Below are 18,507 nucleotides of genomic sequence, written 5' to 3'. Positions count from 1 at the left end.
GCCGAGGAGGATCCGGGTGGGAGCCCATACGCACGGTCACGGGCACGGGCACGGCGAGGGGCACGGCGGGCACGCGCACGGAGTGGCGGAGGACGCCGACCGCCGATGGCTCTCCATCGCTCTCGCGCTGATCACCGGATTTATGCTGGTCGAGGTCGTACTAGGGGTCATCGCGCGTTCGGTGGCGCTGCTCTCCGACGCGGCGCACATGCTCACCGACGCCGCCTCGATCGTCCTCGCGCTCATCGCGATCCGGCTTTCGGCCCGGCCGGCGCGCGGCGGCTATACCTATGGGCTCAAGCGGTCGGAAATCCTTTCCGCGCAGGCCAATGGGCTTTCTCTGCTGCTGCTCGGCGCATATCTCGGCTATGAGGCGGTCGAGCGGCTGATCGACCCGCCCGAGGTGACCGGTGGCCTGGTGCTGGCCGTCGCGCTCGCCGGGGTCGTGGTGAACATCGTCGCGGCGTGGTGCATGTCGAAGGCGAACCGTTCGTCGCTGAATGTCGAAGGCGCCTTCCAGCATGTGCTGAACGACCTCTACGCCTTCATCGCCACCGCCATCGCCGGACTCGTCGTGGTGACCACGGGCTTCGCCCGGGCCGACGCCATCGCCGGTCTCATCGTGGTCGTCCTCATGATCAAGGCGGGCGTGGGACTGCTGCGGGCCTCCGGCCGCGTCCTGCTGGAGGCGGCTCCCGCCGGGGTCGAGCCGGACGAGATCGGGAGCCTGCTGGCCTCGCACGCCGAGGTGGCCGAGGTGCACGATCTGCACGTCTGGCAGATCACCTCGGGTGAGGTCTCGCTGTCCGCCCATGTCCTGGTCGGGGAGGAGGGCGACTGCCACGCGGTACGGGAGGGGCTGGAAGCGGTGCTGCGCGAGCGGTACGGCATCACCCACACCACGCTCCAGGTGGACCACCTCGACACCCTGCCGCCCCGGCCCCGGACGGACGGCGACGAGCACCGGCGCGCGGACGAACCGCTCGTCGAGCACTGCCTGACCGCCCATGGCCCGGTCCACCGGGCGTCGGCGCACGACCACTGATCGGGACGCCGCCACGGGAGGGGCCCGGGTGCGGATACCGCACCCGGGCCCCATGGCGTCACAGCGCCGCTCGCGGAGGTTCAGCCGCCGCTTCCGGTGGCGGACGCGGCCGCCGCCGAGACGGTCAGCTCCCGCTCCGCACGCTCCCGCTCGGCCGCCCGGGCGGCGAAGGGGCACTGCCAGTCCGGCGGCTTGGGGCGGCCCGAGTACCGGCGGGTCTCGGGCAGCTCCTCGTACTCGTACAGGTTGGGATTGATGTCCCCCTGCAGCTGGATGTCCTGCTTACGGATCTTCTCCGCGAGGCGGTCCCACATCCCGGCGCCCTTGATCTGGTCGAACTGCTCATGGGAGTTGAAGGCCAGCATCGGGAAGGGCGGCCTGCGGCCGAACCGGCGGTGGGTCTCGTGCAGGCCGATCACGAAGAAGGGATGGCCGGCCACGCTGAACGCGAACTCCGATGACTGCGGATCGGACGAATAACCCTCCGCCCAGTGATGGGAATCCGCGTCCTGCTCGTGCAGCAGCTGCAGCTGTTGCCAGAGAAGCTCTTCGAACCGCAGCTCATCGACCCCGCGCGGTTGCTCGAAGGTCGCGATGAAACTGGTGAACGTCCGGGCGCTCCAGTCCGCCGAACTCACGAACTCCGCCAGATCGAGCGCCAGCAGCCGGGCGGAATCCTCGCCCCCCAGCAGGTCATAGTGGCGGTGAGTGATGCCTCCCCGGCGCCAGGCGGAACGTCCCGCCAGGCACGCGAACCGTTCCCCGAGGATGAACTCCTCGACGTCACCACGCGCATCCACCGTCATGGCCAGCCTTTCTTCCACCTACGTGCCTCCTCGCAGCAGGTCATCTCCTTCACGCATTCGAAAGCGCCCACCCCTCACCGGCGGTACCCGGAAGGACCGAGTCCGCAGGAGGACGGGGAAGGTCACTTGGAGATTGTGACGGGCCGAGGCCGATCAACGAAATTGGTGGCGAGCTTCGTGCTGAAGAAATCGCCCACAGCGGGATGTTCGTCGCGAACGGTCGCCGGATAACGGTCGTATCAGGCGGCGGCCGGAGCGGCCGACGGCTTGAACACGACGGTCAGAAGCGACTTCGCGAGCTGTGCGAGCAGCGCTTCCACGGCCATGCGGGCCAGCTTGGTCAGGACGGGCATCAGGATCTCGGCCATGGGTTACCTCACTGAACGGAACAGATGTGGAAGCTAGTCATCCGCTTCCATTCCGTAGCATGACCCGGGGCGGGGAAGCGGGTCACGCACGCGGGGTAAATATCGGGTGAACTCGGGTGAACACTGACAAGCTCCCTGCAAGCTGGCCCTTCTGTGAGCCGGGCTGTCTAGACCGCGAACGGCACCCGCCGCTCGAAGAGCAGCCGTGGCGCGGCGGCCGCCCCCAGGGTCGCACCGGCCGAGCACACGCCCACCACCGTCCAGGCCATCGGCCCCAGCGGCGTACAGCCGAAGAAGTGGCTGACCACCGGTGTCTCGATGACGGCGAACAGGACCGCCGCCGACGCCACGCCGGTGACCAGCACCAGCGGGCTGTGCCAGTCGGTGATGAACGTCTGGCCCAGCTGGGTGCCGACCAGCGCCGCGAGCCCCATGGTGCTCGCCCGCCGGGCCCGGCCCGTCATCCGCCCGCAGCTCCACGCCGCCGCCGCGCCCAGCGCGGTGGCGGTGCCGCGTACGGCCAGGATCCGGCCCAGGTCGGAGCCGAGCAGCGCGGGGGAGGGGCCGCTGGCCAGGGGGTCCTCCCCGGCCGTGTCCTCCCGGGCCCGGGCCAGGGCGACCGCGAGTGCGGGCAGCATGTCGGTGAGCAGGTTGACCAGCAGCAGCTGACGGGTGCCGAGCGGCGCCCGGCCCGCCACCGCCGCGCCCAGCACGGTGAAGGCGACCTCGCCCGCGTTGCCGCCGACCAGGATCGCGACCGCGTCCCGCACGCTGCGCCACAGCGCCCGGCCCTCCCGCAGTGCGTCGAGGATCCGGGTCGGGTCCGGGTCGGTGAGGACCAGGTCCGCTGCGGCCCGGGCCGAGGTCGAGCCGTGTGCCGAGAGCCCGATGCCCACGTCCGCGAGGCGGATCGCGGCCGCGTCGTTGACCCCGTCCCCGGTCATGGCCACCACCCGCCCGGCCTGCCGCAGCGCCTGGACGATACGGACCTTGTGCTCGGGGGAGACCCGGGCGAAGACGGTCGTCCGGGAGATCCGCTCGACCCGCTCCTTCTCGGGCAGGGTGTCCAGCTCCGCGCCGGTGAGGACCGGGCCGGAGTCGGGGATGCCCAGCTCACGGGCGATGGCGGCGGCCGTGGTCGGATGGTCGCCGGTGATCATGGCGATGCTCACCCCGGCGTCGGTCAGCCGCTTGACGGTCTCCGCGGCGCCCGGCCGCGTGGTGTCGGCGATGGCGATGAAGCCGAGCAGGGTCAGCCCGTAGGTCAGCTCGGCCAGCGTCGCCCCCGGCGTGTCGGGCGCCTCGGCCGTATCGGGCAGGGACTCGGCCACCGCCAGGACCCGCAGCCCGTCGGAGGCCAGCGAGTACAGCAGCCGCTCGGTGGAGCGCAGCCGCTCGGGGGTCAGCGGTACGGTGCCGCCCGACGCCACCGGGCCCAGGGCGGAAGTGCACCGGGCGAGCACGATCTCGGGCGCCCCCTTGACGGCGAGCCGTGGCTGCCCGGACTCCGTACCCAGACACGCCGAGAAGCCGCGGCTGGCCTCGAAGAGCAGCTCGGACACCGGTCGCCAGGCGTCGTCCCCCGCGCAGTGCGTGGCCGCCGCGTCGACCACGGCCTGATCGGTGGCGTGGGCCAGCGCCCGGCCGCCGTCGGGGCCGGGACACGCCCGGGCCGCGGTGCGCAGCAGCCTGAGGCCCAGCGGGCTGCCGATCGGCAGGTCGTGGTCGTACGCCGCCACCCGGGCCACGGACAGCCGCCCCTCGGTCAGCGTGCCGGTCTTGTCGAAGCACACCGTGTCCACCCGGCCCAGCGCCTCCAGCACCCGGGGCGAACGGGTCAGCACCCCACGGTGCGAGAGACGGCGCGCCGCGGCGGACTGCGCCACGGTGGCCACCAGCGGCAGCCCCTCGGGCACGGCGGCCACCGCGACGGCCACCCCGGTGGCCAGCGCCTCGCGCACCGGCGTGCCGTGCAGCAGGCCCAGCACGGTGACGGCGGCGCCGCCGAGCCCGGTGGCGGGCAGCGCGACCTTGGTCAGCGCGGCGAGTCTGCCCTCGATACCGAGGGGCGACTCGCCGCGTCCGGCCAGGGACGCGGCGCGTCCCGCCTCGGTCTGCGACCCAGCGGCCACGACCACCGCGTAGCCGGTCCCGGCCAGCACGGTGCACCCCTGGTAGACCATGCAGGAGCGGTCCGCCAGATCGGCGCCGGGCGTGGCGGCGGGGTCCTTGGCGACCGGCCCCGACTCGCCGGTCAGCCCCGCCTCGTCCAGTTCCATCCGGTCGCTCACCAGCAGCCGGGCGTCGGCCGGTACGACGTCCGAGGGCCGCAGCGCGATGATGTCGCCGACCGTCAGCTCCTCGGCGGCCACGCGCCGCGCCGGGGCCTCGGTCAGCCCGGTGAAGAACGCCTCGCGGTCCACCGCCATCCCGTCTTCCAGGGACATCGCGGGCGCCCAGTCGACCAGTCGGCCGTGCCGCTGCTCGCCCAGCAGCAGGCCCCGCAGCGAGCGGTCGGCCCGCAGCCGCTGGGCGCCGCTGATCAGCGCGTTGCCCGCCATGACACCGGCCACCAGGAGGGAGTCCACCCCGGATCCCACCGCCGCCGATGCCGCGGCGCCCAGGGCCAGTACGGGGGTGAGCGGATCGCGCAGTTCCTCGCGCACCGCCCCGGCCAGCGCCGCGGTGTCCCGGGTCAGCGCGCCGACGGGGGAGGCGGCGGCGCCCGCGGCCCCGGCCCGTACGACCATCAGCGCGGCCTTGCGCACCGGGCGCGTCCCGGCCGCCCAGACCGAACGTGTCGCCTCGGCCTCCCCGTCGTGCGACACGCCGTGCGGCCCACCGGGCGACACGCCGGAGGCGGGCGGCTCCGCCCGGTGCTCCTGAAACGCGCGGGTCACGCTCAGCGTCTCCCGCGCCCCCAGCATGTGCCAGTTGCCACGGACCCGTTCCGCCGGAAGCGGGTGGCGGTGCACCCGGCGCGCCGCGACGATCCCCCCGAGCACCGCCAGGAACGCCGCGCTGTACACCGGGGAGGTGGCGAAGCCGACGGCGGTGGGCCGGGTGCCCGCGGCGGCGATGAGCGCGCCGAGCGTGGAGCCGCCCATCGACAGCCGGGCCGACCGGTGGCTGACCCCACGCGCGTCCTCCAGCGACCGCAGCACGCGCCACGCCTGGGCGAGCCCGGGGCCGCAGATCAGATCCGCCGACCAGCACACCCGCGCCTCGCCGCGCCGTACGACCCCGATGCCGAGGTCGGCCGCGCCCAGCGCCCCGTCCTCCTCGGCGCTGATCAGCAGCACGCCGTGGCCCTCGGTCTGCAGCGCGCGCACCCGGTCGGGTAGCGCGGTGTCGCGGGTGACCAGTTCGTCCGCCCAGGGGGCGATCTCCTCGGCGCTCGCGTGCTCGGTGAGCACCAGATGGTCGGCACCGGCGCGGGCGGCGGCCACCACGGCGTCGGTCAGCGGGTCCAGATCACAGCCGATACGGATCCGCGCCTGCCGCAGGCCGTGCGGGTCGCGCAGGTCCACGGTCATCGCCGAGGGGCTCGACGGGTGCGCGGCGGGGACGTCGTCCGGCCGCTCCAGCAGCCAGGAGCCACGGGTCCACGGGCCCTGGCCGGAGAGTTCCGGCAGCGCGTGGCGTTCCAGGACGGACTGCGCGGCGCTCCACGCCCCGGCCTCGTCCAGGTCGCCGACGGTGGCCACCGACAGCAGCCGCGGCCGCCGGGTGCACAGCACCCCGGAGTCGATCAGGACCGCCGAGATCCGGTCCAGCAGCCGCAGCGCGCCGCCGTCCATGGGCACCACGCCGTCACGGGCCAGCGCCTCGCCCAGCCGGGCGGCGAAGGCCTCCCGGCCCATGGCGGCGGCCCTCGGCACGGTGGCCAGGATCGCCTCGGCGGCCCGCCCCGGGTCCCGCGTCCAGGCCAGCAGCCCGCCCGCGCCCGTCAGGGAGGCCAGGGAGGTGCGGTCGACGCAGGTCTCGACCGGCCCGGCGGGCAGCGGCGCCGGGCGGGGAGCGCCGGGAGGCGAGTGCGGCGGCAGCCCGTCGGAGCCGGGCACCAGAGCGGGTTCGCGGAGCCGCCATACGGTCTGCCGCCCGCGGATCTCGGCGAGTTGCAGGAGGCGCTGCAGCGCGTCCAGGGCCAGCGGGACCTCACCCCTGGTCAGCGCGTGCACCGCCGCGTTCGACACGCCGATCAGCAGGGTGGTGTGGGCGGCGCCGAGCCGGGACTCCAGCAGACCGCGCAGCCGTGGCTGGATCTCGGCCATCACCACCGGCACCCGCAGCGCGGGGGCGAGCGCGGGCAGCAGCGTCACCCGCCGGACCGTGGCCGTCAGCAGGCCCACGCAGTCGGCGACGAGGGCGGTGGCGGCGAGCGTGGCGGGGGCGGTGTCGTACGGCGGGAACGGGCGGTCGGCCGGGAACGTGTCCGCGCCGGTCCCGTGCGCCTTCTCGATGTGCTCGACGACCTGGAGCACATCGTCGGCGTCGAGATGGTCTTCGTCGAAGTCGACGAGCACCTGGCCCACGGCCGCGTTCACCTCGGCCCAGTTGACGCCGTGCAGGCGGTGCAGAGTGGCCGTCAGCGCCCCGGCCAGCTTGTCGTGGGTCTCCCCGTGGCCGGTGAGCCCGCGCACCTCCACATGCGCCCGGCCCTCCCGCGCCCACATCCGGCGGCGGGCGCGGTGCTCACCGGTGTCCCGCAGGACGTCGGCGGCGTCCGCGAGGCGCAGCCGCAGTCCGCTGACGCTGCGAACCGGCAGGGCGATGAGATCGGACAGCGTCGCAAATGGCAGCACCGGCCGCGCTCCCTCGGTCGCCGGAAGTCCCCAACGGCAGTATGTTTACCTAATTCCCCGAAAAGCTAACAAAAGGGACGGCCAGAAGGAGGACGGCGTGAGCGCAGCCACGACACCCAAGACGGCAGACCGGAAGACGCGCAGCGCGAAGAACGGCGGCCGCACGGTCACCTTCACCGTTCCGCGCGCCGCGATGGCCACGGCGAACGTCGCCTCGGTGCCGATCAGGACCGCGCGGCGGGTGCTGCCCGCCAAGGGCGGCCTTCCGCTCTACCTCGGCCTCGGCGCGATGGGTGTGGCGGGCGTACTGGAGTGGCCGATCGCGGTGGGCGTGGGCCTCGGTTACGCCGTGCTGCGCAACCCGCCGCCGGGCTCCGAGACGCCGAACGCCAAGGGCGCGGCCGCCTGATGCAATTCGCTGTCGTCACCGGCCCGGCGGGTCCACCTGCTCCAGCCGGACCGGCGGCAGGAACTCGCCGACCAGGGTGCGATGCCACCACCCGCCACCGGCGCGCCGCTCCCGCCGGGTGGTGAAGCGGTACAGGTACAGCCGGGCCCGGACGTGGGTCGGCGGCGCGTCCGGGAACGGGGAGGAACGCAGCAGCTTCAGCGTGGCCCGGTCGTTCACCAGCAGCTTGCCGACGAGCGGGGTGAACCACGACCCGGCGTACGCGGAGGAGATCCCGGCGAACCACATCATCCAGTCCAGCCGCAGGTGATACGGCGCGAACTGACGCGGCATCCTGCGCACATCGCCCGGCTTGCCCCGGAACTCGTACTCCTTCCACACGGTGTCCGGGGTGAGTACGGGTTCGTCGGTGCCCTCGATCACCACCTCCTGACGGCTGCGGTTGACGCTGCCGAAGGCCCCGTAGGTGTTGACCAGGTGGAGCGGGTTGAAGGAGTAGTTCATCAACTGGCGGCCCGAGAGGAGGTTGCGGGCGGGCCAGTAACTGAGCACCACGACGAGGACGAAGACCGCCGCCACCAGGACCTCGTACCAGACCGGGGGAGCGGCGAGCGGGGGCGGCGTCGGCAGCGGCAGCACCCCGGCGGCCAGCCGCCCGTCGACCGTGGCGAGGGCCAGCAGGATCGTCACCCAGTTCAGCCAGGAGAAGTTGCCGGACGCCACCAGCCACAGCTGGGTGACCACGATGATGCCCGCGGCCACGCTCGCGACGGGCTGCGGGGTGAACAGGGCCAGCGGGACGACCAGCTGGGCCACATGGTTGGCCGCCGTCTCGACCCGGTGCAGCGGCTTCGGCAGATGGTGGAAGTACCAGCTCAGCGGCCCCGGCATCGGCTGGGTCTCATGGTGGTAGTACAGGCAGGTCAGATCGCGCCAGCAGCGGTCTCCACGGATCTTGATGAGCCCGGCGCCGAACTCCAGCCGGAACAGCAGCCAGCGCAGCAGCCACAGGATCAGGACGGGCGGCGCGGTCCGCTCGTTGCCCAGGAACACGGCCAGGAACCCGGCCTCCAGCAGCAGCGACTCCCAGCCGAACCCGTACCACACCTGCCCCACGTTGACGATCGACAGATACAGCAGCCACAGCGCCAGCCACGCCGCCATCGCGGCCCACAGCGGTACGTCGTCGGCGGCCCCCGCCAGCACGGCGGCGGCCAGCGCGGCGCCGAGCCAGGCCAGGGCGGTGAAGAAGCGGTCGGAGTAGTGCAGATGGAAGAGGCTGGGCGAGCGGCGGAACGGCACCCGCGCGAGGAACCGGGGCACCGGGGTGAGGCCCCGTTCGCCGAGCAGGGCCCGGCCCTGGGTGGCCGCGGTCAGGAAGGCGAGGAGGTAGACGGCGGCCAGCCCCCGCTGGAAGACCAGTCGGCTCAGCCAGTAGCCGGATGACGTGAACCACTCCATAAGGGCTGCTCCCTGGGCCTGTTGCCGCCGCGGCCTGCGGCTATCCGTACCACCCCCGGCGGGTTCCCGCAGCGCGGCGGGGCATTCGGGGCGGGGTACGGAAGGGACCGGTGGGGTGGCTGAACCGGTTCAGCCGTGACGGGCCGGTGGCGGCGCCGTGCTGGCCCGGGGCGTGAGGGCCGGGGTGGGGGCCTGGTGGGCGCGGGGCTCGGCCCGGTTCAGGACGTCGAACAGCCGCCGCGCCACCTCCGCGCCGAAGCCGAACACATCGTGGCTCATCGCCGACAGCGTCGGATGCGTCAGTCGGCACAGCTGCGAGTCGTCCCACGCCAGCAGCGACACATCGGCGGGCACCGCGAGCCCCATCTCGGCCGCCACCGACAGACCGGCCACCGCCATGATGTCGTTGTCGTAGATGATGGCCGTCGGCCGGTCGCCCGAGGCCAGCAGGGCGCGGGTGGCCCGCGCCCCCTCCTCGCCGGAGAAGTCCGTGGCCACCGTGCGCCCGATCCCGAGCCCCAACTCGCCCAAGGTGGCCTCGAAGGCCGCCGTACGCACGGTGCTGTGCCCGAGCGCGGGGACGCCGCCGACCCGGGCGATCCGGCGGTGGCCGAGCGCCGCCAGATAGCGCACCGCCTCGCCCACCGCGGTGGCGTCGTCCGTCCACACCGAGGTGAACCCGCCCGCCAGGGACGGGTGTCCGGCGGCGACGGCGGGCAGCCCGAGCCGCCGCAGCGCGGGGACGCGCGGATCGCCGTCGCGCAGGTCGACCAGGATCGAGCCGCCCACCTGCCGCCCGCGCCACCACGCCTCCTGGACGGCGATCTCCTCCTCCACGTCCCGCACCAGCCGCAGCAGCAGTGAGCAGGACCGCTCGGCCAGCACGCTCTCGATGCCCGAGACGAACTCCATGAACCAGGGCTCAAGACCCAGCATCCGGGCCGGGCGGGCGATGGCCAGACCGACCGTGTCCACCCGGGAACCGGCCAGCGAGCGGGCGGAGAGATGGGGCGCCCAGCCCAGGTCGCGGGCGGCCGCGAAGATGCGGTCCCGGGTGGCCGGGGAGACCCCGGGCCGGTCGTTGAAGGCGAGGGACACCGCGCCCTTCGAGACCCCGGCGCGCGCGGCCACGTCCCGTATGGTGACGCGCCGCCCCCGGCCCGCCCCGACCCCGCCGACCTCGCTGTCCATGAACCGTCCCCCCGTGTCCGGCCAGTGTGAACCGCCACACGATATCGCGGCGGTAAACCGGTTCAGCGGGCCTCGCCATCTCCGTCGCCGTCCATGAGGCGGAGCCGGAGCGTTCGGCGCAGCGCGGTCAGGTCGGGCAGCCCCGGCGGCACCGGCAGCCGGTGCCACGGCACATAGCGGTCGACCAGGCCGAAGGCCAGCCGCGCCCCGGCCCGCACCGGCACGCCCAGGACCGTGCCGCGCGGCGGCTGCGGCGCGGTGCTGGAACACAGCCCGAGCCGGTGCGCGGCGGCCGCCTCGTACGCCGCCTTACGGGCCCGGTTCAGGTTGCCCAGCGGCCGGAACTCCGCCGTGGTGTGCCACGGGTTGAACGCCAGCTGCTCCACCCGGCGGGCCGCCGACCGGGCCCCGGGGGTGTCCAGATCCTGGCGGGGTACGGTCAGCAGCGCCACCGGGACGACGGGCGCGTCGCTCTCCCGCCACTCCACCGAGCCGTCCTCGACCGGGGTGCGCCGCTGGTCCGCGTAGCGCTGCACACACAGCTCGAAGCACACATCGCCGGTGGCCAGCCGCATCGTCAGCTCATGGCGGAGATAGTCCGGGTCGGAGCCGTCGGGGAAGGGCGAGGGGGTGCCGCCGGGGGCCGGGCGCAGCTGGTAGCGGACGGGCCCGGCCGCGCCCCACAGGATCGCGCCCCGGCTCCAGAACGTCTCCCGGGCCAGCGAGCCGACCGCGTGGCGGGTGGCCGTGTGCACATTGCGGCGCATCCGGTCGGCGGCTCCCCAACCGACGGCCAGCGGCAGCCTGACGAAGAGCCCGAACGCCCGCTCGACGGTGGTGTCCGCGCCCATCGTGGCCTTGGCGAAGGCGACGAACTCCCGTGCGTCGGCGGCGTGGGACACCGGAAAGCTGGTGGCCAGCAGATCGTGGCTCTCCCCGGGGCGGACCTGGACCCGCACCGCCATCCCGCGCAGATCGGGCGTGGCGTCGTGGCGCTCGGTGCCGCTCTCGTTGGACAGCCGCACCACGGCGGAGTACTCGGCGCCCGGCCGGGCGTATCCCACGCACAGCTCGGGCGGAAGGCTGTCGTGGAAGCGCAGCCGCGCGTTCTCCACGCCCAGCGCAGCCTTCGCGTGGAACGTGCGCAGCAGCTGGGTGGCGCCCGACGCCCGCTGATGCGCCCGCTGGACGCCCATCAGCTCGCGCGCCAGCTTCTCGAAGAGCAGCCGTTCGGCCTCGGGGCTGCCTCCCTCGTACGCCTCATGGGCCTCGTACGGCTCGTAGTGCGGTACGGACCGCTCACGCTGTCCGGTGTCGGGCATGGGGACTCTCCGTACAAGGGCAAGGACACAAAGGGACGCAGCGGGACAAGAGCGACAGTAGGGGAGCGGGCCGCACCTCGCAGCCCGGAGTGGTACACGGGTGGGGGCGCACCGGCCGGTGCTGCGGCACACTGGTGGCATGCCGGAGCTGCCCGAGGTGGAGGCCCTCGCCGGGATCCTGGCCGACCGCGCGGTGGGCCGGGAGATCGCCCGCGTCCTGCCCGTCGCGGTGAGCGTGCTGAAGACGTACGACCCGCCGCTGACCGCCCTCGAAGGCCGCACCGTCACGGCGGCGGGCCGCCACGGCAAGTTCCTCGACCTGGCCACCGACGGCCCCCATCTGGTGATCCACCTCGCCCGGGCGGGCTGGCTGCGCTGGAAGGACGGACTGCCCGAGGCCCCGCCGCGCCCCGGCCGGGGCCCCCTCGCCCTGCGGCTGCTGCTCGCCGGACCGGAGCGCTCCGGCTTCGACCTCACCGAGGCGGGCTCCCGCAAGGGACTTGCCGTGTACTGCGTACGCGACCCCGGCGAGGTGCCGGGCATCGCCCGCCTCGGCCCCGACCCGCTCGCCGACACCTTCACCCCGGAGGCGTTCGCCGGGCTGCTGCGCGGCGTACGCCACCGGATCAAGGGGGTGCTCCGCGACCAGGGCGTCATCGCCGGGATCGGGAACGCCTACTCCGACGAGATCCTGCACGCCGCCCGGATGTCGCCCTACCGGCTCGCCTCGGACCTCACCGAGGAGGAGATCGCCGTCCTGTACGAGGTGCTGGGCGCCACCCTGCGCGACGCCGTCGAACGCTCCCGGGGGCTCGCCGCCGGGGACCTCAAGGCGGAGAAGCGCAGCGGGATGCGGGTGCACGGGCGCACCGGTGAACCCTGCCCGGTGTGCGGCGACACCGTCCGCGAGGTGTCCTTCAAGGACTCCTCGCTCCAGTACTGCCCCACCTGCCAGACCGGCGGCAAACCCCTCGCCGACCGCCGGATGTCCCGGCTGCTCAAATAAGCGGCTCATAAAGGCCCCTCGTCCGCACCGGCCTGCGCGAACCGCCCCCGGGACCCACGTCCAGGGGCCTATGGTGCTGTCACCTTATTGAAGACCCTCTGTCACGGAGCACCATGACCAAGGCCCTGATCATCGGTGGCGGCATCGCCGGTACGGTTACCGCGATGGCCCTGCACAAGGCGGGCATCGACGCGGTCGTCTACGAGGCGTACCCCCCGGACACCACCGACACGGGCGGTGCGTTCCTCGTCGTCGCGCACAACGGCCTGGAGGCGCTGCGCACCATCGACGCCCTGGAACCGGTCCTGGAGCGCGCCTTCCCGGCCACCCGCGTCGAGTTCATCAGCAACACCGGCAAACGGCTCGGCGACAAGCCGATGTCCGGTGCCGAGGACGGCGGTCTCGGGGCGGTCACCATCAGGCGCGCCACGCTGGCCCGGGTGCTGCGCGACGAGGCGATGCGGCGCGGCGTGCGCATCGAGTACGGCAAGCGGCTGCTGGCCGCCCAGACCGGCCCGGACGGCACCATCGTGGGCTCCTTCGCGGACGGCGGGCGGGCCATGGGCGACGTCCTCATCGGCGCCGACGGCATCCACTCCCTCATCCGCCGCACCATCGACGCGGGCGCGCCCCGGCCCCGCTACACCGGCCAGCACACCGTGTGCGGCTACACCCGCGACGCCGCCGCGCCGCCCGCCCAGGACACCTACACGATGGTCTTCGGCAAGCAGGCCTTCTTCGGCTGCACCGCCGCACCCGACGGCGAGGTGTGGTGGTTCAGCAACGCCCCGGCCGCCGAACTGTCCAAGGCCGAGCTGGCCGCCGTCACCCCCGGGCAGTGGCGGGAGCGGCTGACGGAACTGTTCGCCGAGGACCAGACCCCGGCCGCTGACATCGTCCGCGCCACCGGCGAGAACATCGTCGCCAGCGCCGCGTACGACCTCATCTCCACCCCTATCTGGTCCGAGGAGGGCATGGTCATCGTGGGCGACGCGGCCCACGCCTGCGCGCCCAACGCCGCCCAGGGCGCCTCGCTGGCCATCGAGGACGGTGTGGTGCTCGCCAAGTGCCTGCGCGACCTGCCCGGCCCCCGGTCGGCGTTCGCCGCGTACGAGGGGCTGCGCCGCGAACGGGTCGAGAAGGTGGCCGCGAACAGCGCGGGCCTGGCCCGCCGCAACGCCCCCGGACCGGTCAAGCGGGCCCTGCGGGACGCCACGATGGCCCGCAGACTCGACCGGGCGGCCACCACGAGCGGCGACGACTGGCTCACCGGCTACCGCATCGACTGGGACGAGCCGGTCCGCGCGTAGCGCCACGCATTGTCGACCGGGCCGAGGCCGACCGCCACTCCGGGTTTGACCTCGGCCTGTACGGGCACTTGGAGCGCTCTGCCCTCGTCGTGCCCGGGAGTCAGTGTGAGCCCAGTACGCATCGTGATCGTGGGGGCCGGCTTCGCCGGTTACCAGGCCGCTCGTACGCTGTCGCGCGCCCTGCGCCGCTCGGCGGAGATCGTCCTGATCAACCCCAACGACTACTTTCTGTACCTGCCGCTGCTCCCCGAGGTGGCCGCCGGGGTCCTGGAGCCGCGCCGGGTGTCGGTGTCCCTCACCGCCACCCTGCCGCACGTCCGGCTGGTGCTGGGCAACGTCGACTCCCTCGACCTCACCGGCCGCACGGTCACCTGGACCGACCCCGAGGGCGGACGCGGCGAGATGGGCTACGACCGGCTCGTCCTGGCGGTCGGCAGCGTCAACAAACTGCTGCCGATCCCCGGCGTCGCCGAGCACGCGCACGGCTTCCGCGGCATGCCCGAAGCCCTCTACCTGCGCGACCACGTCACCCGCCAGATCGAGATGGCGGCCAACACCCGTGACCCCCGCGAGCGGGCCGCGCGCCGCACCTTCGTGGTGGTGGGCGCCGGATACACCGGCACCGAAGTGGCCGCCCACGGCGTGCTGTTCACCGATTCGCTCGCCCGCCGGAACGCCGCGCTGCGCCGTGATCCGCCACCCCGCTGGGTCCTGGCCGACGTCGCCGACCGGGTGCTGCCCTCGCTGGACGAACGGCTCTCCCGCACCGCGGACCGGGTGCTGCGGCGGCGCGGGGTGGACGTCCGGCTGGGCACCTCGGTCAAGGAGGCCACCTCCGACGGGGTGCTGCTCGACGACGGCGAGTTCATCGACACCCGGTCGCTGATCTGGTGCGTCGGCGTACGCCCCGACCCGCTGGTGGAGGACCTGGGGCTGGCCACCGAGAAGGGGCGGCTGCGGGTCGACCAGTATCTCGCCGTCCCCGGCCATCCGGAGGTGCTGGCCTGCGGGGACGCCGCCGCGGTGCCGGATCTGACCCGGCCCGGCGAGTTCACGGCGATGACCGCGCAGCACGCGCAGCGCCAGGGCAAGGTGGCGGCCCGTAACATCCTCGCCTCCCTCGGGCGCGGCACCCCGCGCCCGTACAAACACCACGACCTCGGGTTCACGGTCGACCTCGGCGGAGTACAGGCGGCCGCGGACCCGCTGCACATCCCGCTGGCCGGGCCCGCGGCCAACGCGGTCACCCGCGGCTACCACCTGATGGCCATGCCCGGAAACCGTGTCCGGGTGGCCGCCGACTGGCTGCTGGACGCGGCGCTGCCGCCGCAGGCGGTGCAGTTCGGCCTGGTGCCGTCCTGGTCGGTGCCGCTGGACACCGAGACACCCGAGGTCGCGCGGCTCGGCCGCGGCGGCGGCTGAACCGCCGGAAGGCTGAGCCGCCGGAAGCCGGGCCGCCAGAAAAACGTGGAAGGAGAACAATGCGACACGAACAGCTCAGCGAGCTCGGGCAGCAGCTCCGGGTGGACTCCGTGCGGTCCTCGGCCGCCGCCGGGTCCGGCCACCCCACGTCGTCGATGTCGGCGGCGGACCTGATGGCCGTCCTCATGGGCAACCACCTGCGCTATGACTTCGAGAAGCCGGAGCACCCGGGCAACGACCACCTGATCTTCTCCAAGGGCCACGCCTCCCCGCTGCTGTACTCGCTCTACAAGGCGGCCGGGGCGCTCAAGGACGAGGAGCTGCTGACCTTCCGCAAGCTCGGCAGCCGCCTGGAGGGCCACCCCACCCCCGAACTCCCCTGGGTGGACGTGGCCACCGGATCGCTCGGCCAGGGGCTGCCCTTCGGCGTCGGCATGGCGCTGGCCGGAAAGCGGCTCGACCACGTGTCCAGCCGGGTCTGGGTGCTGTGCGGGGACAGCGAGATGGCCGAGGGCTCGATGTGGGAGGCGTTCGAGCACGCGGGCCACGAACGGCTCGACAACCTCACCGCCATCATCGACGTCAACCGGCTCGGCCAGCGCGGGCCCACCCGCCACCAGTGGGACCTGGACGCCTACGCCCGCCGCATCCGCGCCTTCGACTGGCACACCGTCGAGGTCGACGGGCACGACATCGCCGCGATCGACCGCGCGTTGGGCGAGGCCACGTCGACCGTCGGCCGTCCCACCGCCATCATCGCCCGCACCCAGAAGGGCCGCGGCGTCGCCTCCGTGGAGAACCACGAGGGCATGCACGGCAAGCCGCTCAAGGATCCCGAGGAGGCCATCGCCGAACTCGGCGGCGTACGGAACATGGCGGTACCGGTGCTCGGCCCGCCCGCCGAGAAGCCCACCCGGCCCACGTCGGAAGGCCCGCTGAGCCTGCCGCGCTTCAACACCGGCGACACCGTCCCCACCCGCGACGCGTTCGGCGAGGCGCTGGCCGCCGTCGGCACCGCCCGCGGCGATGTGGTGGCGCTCGACGGCGAGGTGGGCGACTCGACCCGGCTGGAGTACTTCCACAAGGAACACCCCGAGCGCTACTTCGAGTTCTACATCGCCGAACAGCAGATGGTGGCCGCCGCGGTCGGCATGCAGACGCGCGGCTGGACCCCGTACGCCTGCACCTTCGCAGCCTTCCTCACTCGCGCCTACGACTTCGTCCGGATGGCCGCCGTCAGCCGCGCCGACCTCAACCTGGTCGGCTCGCACGCCGGGGTCGCCATCGGCCAGGACGGGCCGTCGCAGATGGGTCTTGAGGATCTGGCGGCGATCAGGGCGGTGCACGGCAGCACCGTGCTCTACCCGTGCGACGCCAACCAGACCGCCCAGCTGACCGCCACCATGGCCGAGCTGTCGGGCATCCGCTATCTGCGCACCTCGCGCGGCGGAACGCCCGTCATCTACCCGTCCTCCGAGCGGTTCCCCATCGGCGGCTCCAAGATCCTGCGCGCCACCGAGAGCGACCGCGTTACCCTCGTCGCGGCCGGGGTCACGGTCCACGAGGCCATCGCCGCCGCCGACCGGCTCGCCCAGGACGGCATCTCCGCCCGCGTCATCGACCTGTACTCGCTCAAGCCGGTCGACGCCGAGGCGCTGCGTACCGCAGCCGAGGTGACGGGCCGTCTGATCACCGTCGAGGACCACCACCCCGAGGGAGGTGTGGGAGACGCGGTGCAGAGCGCCTTCGCCGACGGCCGCCCGGCGCCCCGCATCGTGCGGCTCGCCGTACGGAACATGCCCGTGTCCGGCACCCCGGCCGAGCAGCTCAGCCAGGCCGGGATCGACGCCGAGGCCATCACCTCGGCGGCCCGCGAACTCGTCGCCGCCTGACGGCGTGAGTGACTGACCGACTGACCGGCCGACCCCGGAACACCCCTATGTGACGAAGCTCCTCTCGTCACCCGTCAGCACCTCCCGTACGCTGCTGCCCAGTTGTGACGGCGGCGTCAGGGGTGGGGGCAGATGGGCAGCGCGGGGGGAGCCGTGTCCGGCAGGGCGCGGCACACACGGACGGTGGCGGTCGCGGCGGCGGCCGCCGCGCTGTGTCTGACGGCGGCGGAGGGCGCGAGCCCGGCCGCCGCGGCCGAGCCGTCGTACGCCGCCACCACCGGGGTGGGCGTGCACAACGCGTACGAGAAGGCGAAGTACCCGTACTTCGCCGACGCGCTCGACTCGGGCGCCTCCCTGCTCGAACTCGACGTGTGGACCAACGCGTTCGGCGCCGGGTGGCGGGTCTCGCACAGCAACCCGCTCGGCAACGACAACAACTGCGAGAACGCCGCCACCGCTGCCGAACTGCGCACCAAGGCCCGTAACCAGACCCTGGCCGGGTGCCTCGCCGACATGAAGGCCTGGCACGACGCCCACCCCGGCCACCGGCCCATCGTCATCAAGACGGAGCTGAAGGACGGCTTCTACGACAAGAGCGGGCGCGGCCCCGACGACCTCGACGCGCTCCTGTCCGGCACGCTCGGCGACGCGCTGCTGCGCCCCGCCGACGTGGTGGGCGACCACGCCGACCTGGACCAGGCGGTACGGGCCGGGGCCTGGCCGTCCCGGTCCGCGCTCGCGGGCAAGTTCATCGTCGAGCTGATCCCGGGCACCGTCGAGGAGAACAACCCGCTCGACACCCTGTGGACCGACCGCGAGTACGCCACCCATCTGCGCGGTCTCGCCGCCGCCGGAAAGCTCCGCCAGGCGGCCGCCTTCCCCGCCGTCCACACCGCCGCGAGCGGCGACCCGCGCACCCGCTACCAGGACGCCGCGATCCGCCCGTGGTTCGTGTTCTTCGACGGCGACGCCTCCGCGTACGTCACCGGGAACATCGACACCGCCTGGTACGACACCCGCCACTACATCCTGACCATGACGGACGCGCAGAACGTGGCGCCCGCCATCGACGGCACCCGCCCCACCGAGGCCCAGGCCCGTGCGCGGGTGAACGACCTCGCCGCCCGGCACGCCAGCTTCGCGACCGCCGACTGGTATCCGCTGCCGTCCGTGCTGTCCGCCGTCGTCCCCCGTGGCTGAATCTTGCTCAGGAGCCGGAGTCGGCGTCCTCCAGCCGGAAGCCGAGCTTCAGCCCCACCTGGTAGTGCGCGATCCGGCCGTTCTCGATATGCCCGCGGACCTGACCGACCTCGAACCAGTCAAGATTGCGGAGCGTCTTCGAGGCGCGGTTGATACCGCTGCGGATCGCGTCGTCGACGCTCTCGGTGGACGAGCCGACGATCTCCGTCACCCGGTAGGTATGGGACATGGCAGTCTCCTTGGGGACTGGTCATGGGGACGGTCGGACCG

At 73.3% G+C, this 18,507-nt stretch carries 14 protein-coding genes; 7 read left to right on the top strand and 7 right to left on the bottom strand.

Features of this window, described 5'->3' with window-relative positions:
• The first annotated feature begins 16 nt into the window (after positions 1-16).
• Positions 17-1,045, top strand: a complete 1,029-nt coding sequence (locus ACWC5C_RS08990; RefSeq protein ID WP_450874793.1) for a cation diffusion facilitator family transporter — start codon at positions 17-19, stop codon at positions 1,043-1,045.
• An 80-nt stretch (positions 1,046-1,125) separates the two neighbouring features.
• On the opposite strand, the gene gntA is transcribed toward ACWC5C_RS08990, so the two are convergent.
• From gntA to ACWC5C_RS08975, 3 genes are all read right to left on the bottom strand, one after another.
• Complete coding sequence (gene gntA, locus ACWC5C_RS08985; RefSeq protein WP_450874792.1) at positions 1,126-1,869, bottom strand: guanitoxin biosynthesis heme-dependent pre-guanitoxin N-hydroxylase GntA; 744 nt, start codon at positions 1,867-1,869, stop codon at positions 1,126-1,128.
• A gap of 221 nt (positions 1,870-2,090) precedes the next feature.
• Positions 2,091-2,219 carry a hypothetical protein gene (locus ACWC5C_RS08980; protein ID WP_385441270.1) on the bottom strand — a complete coding sequence of 43 codons (129 nt, stop codon included), beginning with the start codon at positions 2,217-2,219 and terminating at the stop codon, positions 2,091-2,093.
• Positions 2,220-2,386: 167 nt separating this feature from the next.
• On the bottom strand, positions 2,387-7,024 hold the full coding sequence (locus tag ACWC5C_RS08975; protein WP_450874791.1) for an HAD-IC family P-type ATPase: 4,638 nt from the start codon (positions 7,022-7,024) through the stop codon (positions 2,387-2,389).
• Between the two features lie 97 nt (positions 7,025-7,121).
• On the opposite strand from ACWC5C_RS08975, the gene ACWC5C_RS08970 reads away from it, so the two are divergent.
• A complete protein-coding gene (locus ACWC5C_RS08970) occupies positions 7,122-7,433 on the top strand; it encodes a hypothetical protein (RefSeq protein ID WP_450874790.1) in 312 nt (103 codons plus the stop codon).
• 15 nt (positions 7,434-7,448) lie between these two features.
• On the opposite strand, the gene ACWC5C_RS08965 is transcribed toward ACWC5C_RS08970, so the two are convergent.
• The 3 genes from ACWC5C_RS08965 to ACWC5C_RS08955 form a co-directional block, all read right to left on the bottom strand.
• On the bottom strand, positions 7,449-8,894 hold the full coding sequence (locus ACWC5C_RS08965; RefSeq protein WP_450874789.1) for a lipase maturation factor family protein: 1,446 nt from the start codon (positions 8,892-8,894) through the stop codon (positions 7,449-7,451).
• Between the two features lie 129 nt (positions 8,895-9,023).
• Positions 9,024-10,085 carry a LacI family DNA-binding transcriptional regulator gene (locus ACWC5C_RS08960; RefSeq protein ID WP_450874788.1) on the bottom strand — a complete coding sequence of 354 codons (1,062 nt, stop codon included), beginning with the start codon at positions 10,083-10,085 and terminating at the stop codon, positions 9,024-9,026.
• A gap of 62 nt (positions 10,086-10,147) precedes the next feature.
• Positions 10,148-11,407, bottom strand: a complete 1,260-nt coding sequence (locus ACWC5C_RS08955) for a hypothetical protein (RefSeq protein ID WP_450874787.1) — start codon at positions 11,405-11,407, stop codon at positions 10,148-10,150.
• 139 nt (positions 11,408-11,546) lie between these two features.
• Between ACWC5C_RS08955 and ACWC5C_RS08950 the strand changes: the two genes are divergently transcribed.
• From ACWC5C_RS08950 to ACWC5C_RS08930, 5 genes are all read left to right on the top strand, one after another.
• Positions 11,547-12,413 (top strand): Fpg/Nei family DNA glycosylase, encoded by an 867-nt coding sequence (locus ACWC5C_RS08950; RefSeq protein ID WP_450874786.1) that lies wholly within the window; start codon positions 11,547-11,549, stop codon positions 12,411-12,413.
• Between the two features lie 113 nt (positions 12,414-12,526).
• Complete coding sequence (locus ACWC5C_RS08945) at positions 12,527-13,723, top strand: FAD-dependent monooxygenase (RefSeq protein ID WP_450874785.1); 1,197 nt, start codon at positions 12,527-12,529, stop codon at positions 13,721-13,723.
• 105 nt (positions 13,724-13,828) lie between these two features.
• Entirely contained in the window at positions 13,829-15,145 is a 1,317-nt protein-coding gene (locus tag ACWC5C_RS08940; protein WP_450874784.1) for an NAD(P)/FAD-dependent oxidoreductase, read from the top strand.
• 59 nt (positions 15,146-15,204) lie between these two features.
• A complete protein-coding gene (locus tag ACWC5C_RS08935) occupies positions 15,205-17,037 on the top strand; it encodes a transketolase (protein ID WP_450874783.1) in 1,833 nt (610 codons plus the stop codon).
• A gap of 132 nt (positions 17,038-17,169) precedes the next feature.
• The gene (locus ACWC5C_RS08930; RefSeq protein WP_450874782.1) at positions 17,170-18,237 is read left to right on the top strand and encodes a phosphatidylinositol-specific phospholipase C domain-containing protein; all 1,068 of its coding nucleotides are present in this window, start codon (positions 17,170-17,172) and stop codon (positions 18,235-18,237) included.
• Positions 18,238-18,244: 7 nt separating this feature from the next.
• Here the strand turns inward: ACWC5C_RS08930 and ACWC5C_RS08925 are convergent, their stop codons facing one another.
• Positions 18,245-18,466 (bottom strand): dodecin, encoded by a 222-nt coding sequence (locus ACWC5C_RS08925; protein ID WP_450874781.1) that lies wholly within the window; start codon positions 18,464-18,466, stop codon positions 18,245-18,247.
• Between the last annotated feature and the right edge of the window lie 41 nt (positions 18,467-18,507).

Source organism: Streptomyces sp. NPDC001700, from assembly GCF_053596435.1.
This window is presented reverse-complemented; position numbering and strand designations above follow the sequence as displayed.

What these genes read in the sequence shown, in the direction of transcription:
- ACWC5C_RS08935 (WP_450874783.1), top strand. Translation starts at nt 15,205, where the DNA reads ATGCGACACGAACAGCTCAGCGAGCTCGGGCAGCAGCTCCGGGTGGAC.
- ACWC5C_RS08950 (WP_450874786.1), top strand. Translation starts at nt 11,547, where the DNA reads ATGCCGGAGCTGCCCGAGGTGGAGGCCCTCGCCGGGATCCTGGCCGAC.
- ACWC5C_RS08980 (WP_385441270.1), bottom strand. Translation starts at nt 2,219, where the DNA reads ATGGCCGAGATCCTGATGCCCGTCCTGACCAAGCTGGCCCGCATGGCC.
- ACWC5C_RS08925 (WP_450874781.1), bottom strand. Translation starts at nt 18,466, where the DNA reads ATGTCCCATACCTACCGGGTGACGGAGATCGTCGGCTCGTCCACCGAG.
- ACWC5C_RS08945 (WP_450874785.1), top strand. Translation starts at nt 12,527, where the DNA reads ATGACCAAGGCCCTGATCATCGGTGGCGGCATCGCCGGTACGGTTACC.
- ACWC5C_RS08965 (WP_450874789.1), bottom strand. Translation starts at nt 8,894, where the DNA reads ATGGAGTGGTTCACGTCATCCGGCTACTGGCTGAGCCGACTGGTCTTC.
- ACWC5C_RS08955 (WP_450874787.1), bottom strand. Translation starts at nt 11,407, where the DNA reads ATGCCCGACACCGGACAGCGTGAGCGGTCCGTACCGCACTACGAGCCG.
- ACWC5C_RS08960 (WP_450874788.1), bottom strand. Translation starts at nt 10,085, where the DNA reads ATGGACAGCGAGGTCGGCGGGGTCGGGGCGGGCCGGGGGCGGCGCGTC.
- ACWC5C_RS08930 (WP_450874782.1), top strand. Translation starts at nt 17,170, where the DNA reads ATGGGCAGCGCGGGGGGAGCCGTGTCCGGCAGGGCGCGGCACACACGG.